Here is a 415-nt window from a genome sequence, read left to right on the forward strand (position 1 = left end):
CCGACAGGAACACAGTGTTCGGCTTGCTAAAAAGCATTCAGGAGGAATTCGGGAGTGTTCACGGGATCATCCACTGTGCAGGGGTCATTCATGATAACTTCATTCTTAAGAAAAGCAGGGAAGAATTTATCGAGGTGCTGGGACCGAAGGTCCAAGGGCTGGTTCATCTGGATGAGGCGAGCAGTGATCAGGATCTGGATTTCTTCGTGCTCTTTTCCTCCATCTCGGGTAGCCTAGGCAATCCTGGACAGGCTGATTATGCCACTGCTAATGCTTTTATGGATGCGTACGCAGCCTACCGGAATACCCTGGTGGAAGCGCAGCAACGGCAGGGCCGGACGCTATCCATCCGCTGGCCGCTATGGAAAGAGGGCGGGATGCGGATCGATGCGGACACGGAAAAGCTCATGAGACA

General features: G+C 53.3%; 1 protein-coding gene. It reads left to right on the plus strand.

The features are described 5' to 3' along the window. On the plus strand, positions 1–415 hold a 415-nt coding region (locus tag AC5V8P_RS26130; protein ID WP_495474122.1), incomplete at both ends, for a KR domain-containing protein.

It is taken from the genome of Paenibacillus sp. N119s, assembly GCF_059447605.1.